The sequence below is a fragment of the Microbacterium sp. B24 genome (assembly GCF_000333415.1).
Taxonomy (GTDB): Bacteria; Actinomycetota; Actinomycetes; order Actinomycetales; family Microbacteriaceae; genus Microbacterium.
Genome location: NZ_BADB01000136.1, coordinates 1 through 3,705 on the forward strand (window position 1 = coordinate 1; position 3,705 = coordinate 3,705).

4 protein-coding genes are annotated in these 3,705 nt (G+C 72.2%); 1 reads left to right on the plus strand and 3 read right to left on the minus strand.

Going from position 1 to position 3,705, the window contains the following annotated elements:
* Together I5I_RS03110 and I5I_RS03115 are read right to left on the minus strand one after the other, a co-directional pair.
* Nucleotides 1–765, minus strand: a 765-nt coding sequence (locus tag I5I_RS03110) for a PhzF family phenazine biosynthesis protein (RefSeq protein ID WP_036316366.1), incomplete at its 3' end; no start/stop codon positions are given.
* 9 nt (nucleotides 766–774) lie between these two features.
* Nucleotides 775–1,932 (minus strand): TDT family transporter, encoded by a 1,158-nt coding sequence (locus I5I_RS03115; protein ID WP_239640001.1) that lies wholly within the window; start codon nucleotides 1,930–1,932, stop codon nucleotides 775–777.
* A gap of 69 nt (nucleotides 1,933–2,001) precedes the next feature.
* On the opposite strand from I5I_RS03115, the gene I5I_RS03120 reads away from it, so the two are divergent.
* Nucleotides 2,002–2,916: a LysR family transcriptional regulator gene (locus tag I5I_RS03120; protein WP_239640002.1), complete on the plus strand. Its 915-nt coding sequence runs from the start codon at nucleotides 2,002–2,004 to the stop codon at nucleotides 2,914–2,916.
* A gap of 9 nt (nucleotides 2,917–2,925) precedes the next feature.
* Here I5I_RS03120 and I5I_RS03125 read toward each other — a convergent pair whose 3' ends face one another.
* Nucleotides 2,926–3,543: a TetR/AcrR family transcriptional regulator gene (locus I5I_RS03125; protein ID WP_016464222.1), complete on the minus strand. Its 618-nt coding sequence runs from the start codon at nucleotides 3,541–3,543 to the stop codon at nucleotides 2,926–2,928.
* Nucleotides 3,544–3,705 lie beyond the last annotated feature (162 nt).

Genomic DNA, 3,705 nt, shown 5'->3' on the forward strand with positions numbered 1-3,705 from the left:
AGCTCGGTCCCGGGGATCCTCTAGAGTCCGTGCCGGCACGCGCACGGCGTCGAGCTCGCGCAGGTAGGCGCCCAGTGCGGCGGCCGCGGAGCCGGTGGCGGGGTCTTCGGTGATCCGCCCGACGGGGAACAGGTTGCGCACGGTGAAACGATCCTCCGCCACGCGGTGCGCGACGGTGATCGTCGCGGGCCAACCGCGCGCATCCATGAGGGCCCGCACGCGGTGTGGGTCGAAGGTGAACGCATCGAAGCGGGTGCGGTCGGACAGCACGATGACCGGATGCGGATTGCCCGCATCGGCGATGCGCGGGGGCAGCGTCGAGTCGAGCTCGTCGCTGCTGAGCCCGAGCAGCAGGAGGATCGCGTCCCGGTCATCGGGATCGAGGGCGCGCACGGAGGTCGGAGCGCTCGTGAAGGCCGCGCGGATGCCGCCGGCGCCGCGTTCGATCTCGATGCGGATGTCGCCGACGGGGGTGTCGAAGACGATGGCATCGGCGTCGCTGCGCTCGGCCAGGGCAACGGCCGTGGCGATCGTGGCGTGCCCGCAGAACGGCACTTCGGCGATGGGGGAGAAGTAGCGCACCGCGCGTGCCCCGTCCTCGCGAATCCCGGTCACGAAGGCGGTCTCGGCGAAGTCGACCTCGGCGGCGATCCGCTGCATGTCGGCATCGTCCAGCCCGCCGGCATCGAGCACCACGCCCGCCGGGTTGCCGCCGGCGGGGTCAGAGCTGAAGGCGGTGTAGCGGAGGATCTCGAGTGCGGCCATCCTCTCAGGCTACGGGCGCGCCAAGCCGGTCGGGGCCGGTGCCGAGGATGCCGCGGGGACGAGCAGTCGCCCGGTGACGATCGCGCCATGGAAGGTGCGTGCCGCGACCGTGAACCATGCCGCCAGCAGCAGGGCGAACAGCGCGTACGCCATGATCGCGAGCATCGTCGAGCCGGTGTGCAGCGCCAGGCCGCTCGCCGCCGTGACGCAGGTGCCGACGGGGAAGGTGAACGACCACCATGTCAGGGTGAACGGCAGGCCGGCGCGCGCGGTGCGCACCGTGATCGCCGCCGCGATCGCGAGCCACAGCAGGGCGAATCCGAAGACCGGAACGCCCAGCACGACCGCCGCGGCGGTCACGGTGGCGGCTCCGCTCGCTCCGACGGCGGCGGGCGCGTGGGTGGCCAACAGGTTCGCCGCCGTGACCGACTGACCGAGCGGCCCCAGAACGATCCACAGGGTGGGCACCATCACCGGCGCGGGGAGTTTGTGCTGGGCCAGCCGGGACCACAGCTGGGGAAGGATCGCCAGCGTCGACAGGAAGGCCACGCCGACCATGAGTCCGCAGGCCACCAGCATCGTCAGGCGCGCCTGTCCCGCAGGCAGATGCTCGATCAGCAGAGCTCCGGTCGCCGCCGACACCATCGGCGGCACGACGGGCATCAACCATCCGCCGAAGGCGGCGTCGGCCGTCGCCTCGTGCCGAGTGAACTGGAGGTAGGGGATCGCCACCGCCGTCGCGAGCCCGAGGATGGTTCCGGCCGTCCAGAGCACCGCGTCGACGGCGACGGCCAGTGTCTCGCCGAGAATCGACGCGCCGACCAGGACGGCGCCTGCGCCCACGGTCAGCAGCGCCATCGCCGGGGCGCCGTAGAAGTGCGCGATCACCGGGTGCAGGTGATGGCTGCGCGCGATCTCGGGGAACCATGCCGCGTGCAGCGCCGACGCGATGAGGAGCACGATGAGCAGCGCCGCGGCGACCAGCCACGCGGCCAGGGCGAGCACCCGCAGCGCCGAGGGTGAGCCGGGAAGCGTCGCTGCCGCCGTGGCGACGATGCCGGTACCCATGACGGAGGCGAACCAGTTGGGCGTGATCGCCGACACGAGCATCCGCCCGCCGGGGACATCGCGGAACAGGCGTCGTGTGCGTGGAGTCGACATCGTCATGTCACCAGCGTCGTGGGCTCTCCGCTGCCGCGGAAGAGCCGTATCTTTGGCAGGGTACAAACTCGGCTTGTGGCTGGAGGGTTCGTGGTCGACATCGAGGCGCTGCGTCTTCTGACGGCACTCGCCGACACCGGCAGTCTGACGGCGGCCGGGCGCCGTCTGGGCGTGACCCAGCAGGCCGCGTCTGCGCGGTTGCGGGCGCTGGAGGGCGACGTCGGTGCGGTGCTGGTCGAGCGTTCTGCGCGCGGCTCGCGGCTCACGCGCGTGGGCGAGCTGGTCGAGGGGTGGGGTCGGGAGGTGATGGCCGCCGCCGACCGCTTCGACGAGTCGGTCGGCGCGTTGCGGGAGCGGCGCCGGGGGACGTTGCGGGTCGCCGCCAGCCTCACGGTCGCCGAGCACCTGCTGCCCGCGTGGGTGGCGGCGTGGCGGGAGCGGGACCCGGCGGCGCCGGGCGTTCGGCTGGATGCCGAGAACAGCGCTGCCGTCATCGCTCGGGTGCGCCGCGGCGGTGCGGATCTCGGCTTCATCGAGACCCCGGATCTGCCGACGGACCTGCGGAACGTCGTGATCGCGCGGGACGAGATCGTGATCGTGGTCTCGCCGTCGCACCCATGGGCACAGCGGCGCCGCCTCGATCCGGCGGAGGTCGCCGGCACCGCGTTGGTGCTGCGGGAGCGCGGCAGCGGCACGCGCCGCGCTCTGGAAGCGGCGCTGGATGCCGCGGGCACCCCCCTGACGGCGGCTCCCGCGGCGGAACTGCCCTCCTCGTCGGCGGTGCGCACGACCGCGGCCACCGGCTTCGCGCCGGCCGCGGTCAGCGCGCTCGCCGTGCGCGACGATCTCCACTCGGGGCGCCTCGTCCGCGTCGAGATGGACGGTGAGGTGATCACGCGCCCGGTCGCGGCCGTCTGGGCCGGTCGCGAGCCCGAGCCCGCGGCATCCCGCCTGCTCGCCGTCATCGCCGACACGCTCGGTATCGGCTGACCGCTGCGCTCAGCGCGGTGGTTGCAGTAGGCGCCCGAACGTGCGGAGGGTCTCGCTGAGTCCGATCGACGGCTCGAGCAGCCACTGGATCTGCAGGCCGTCGGAGGCGGCGATCAAGAGCGCCGCGAGGTCCTCGGCGGGGACGTCGTCGCGGATGTCGCCATCGGCCTGCTGCCGACGAAACGATGACGTGAGCTCGTCGCGCACGCGCTCGAAGCGGGCCGAGAAGAACTCTCGGCCGACGTCGTTGCCCGCCTCCAGCGAGGCCGCCAGCAGCGTCGTATACAGCTGGACCAGTCCCGGCACGTCGACGTTCGCGATCGCCGCAGCGATCATCGTGTCGACGCCGGGGGTGACGATCGGGTCCGCAGCGGCGTTGCGCCGGATCTCGGCATGCGCGTAGACGGCGACCAGCAGCTGCTCCCGGGAGTCGAAGTAGTGCAGCAGAGCGGCATGCGAGACGCCGATCGCCTCGGCGATGCGACGCAGCGACGTGCCGTCGGCCCCGCGCTCGCGGAACACCTCGATCGCGCGGTCCAGGATCTCCTGGCGCCGCGCCACCCCCTTCGGCTGCAGGCCGCGGCGCCCGATCACCGCCTCGTCGCCCGTGCCGTCCGTCGTGCTCACGGCATCCAACCTAGCCGATCCTCGAAGAAGAAACCTCCATGTGGAGGTTTTGTGATACCGTCGCCTCAGCGCCACGCGGACGATGCGCCGCCGACGCCGCACACACGAGACAACGAGGTTCGAAGGACGCACGTCATGACACTGCCCGTCGTTCCGTCCAGC

Coding starts and splice junctions, on each gene's coding strand:
- I5I_RS03115 (WP_239640001.1), bottom strand. CDS start 1,932: ATGACGATGTCGACTCCACGCACACGACGCCTGTTCCGCGATGTCCCC.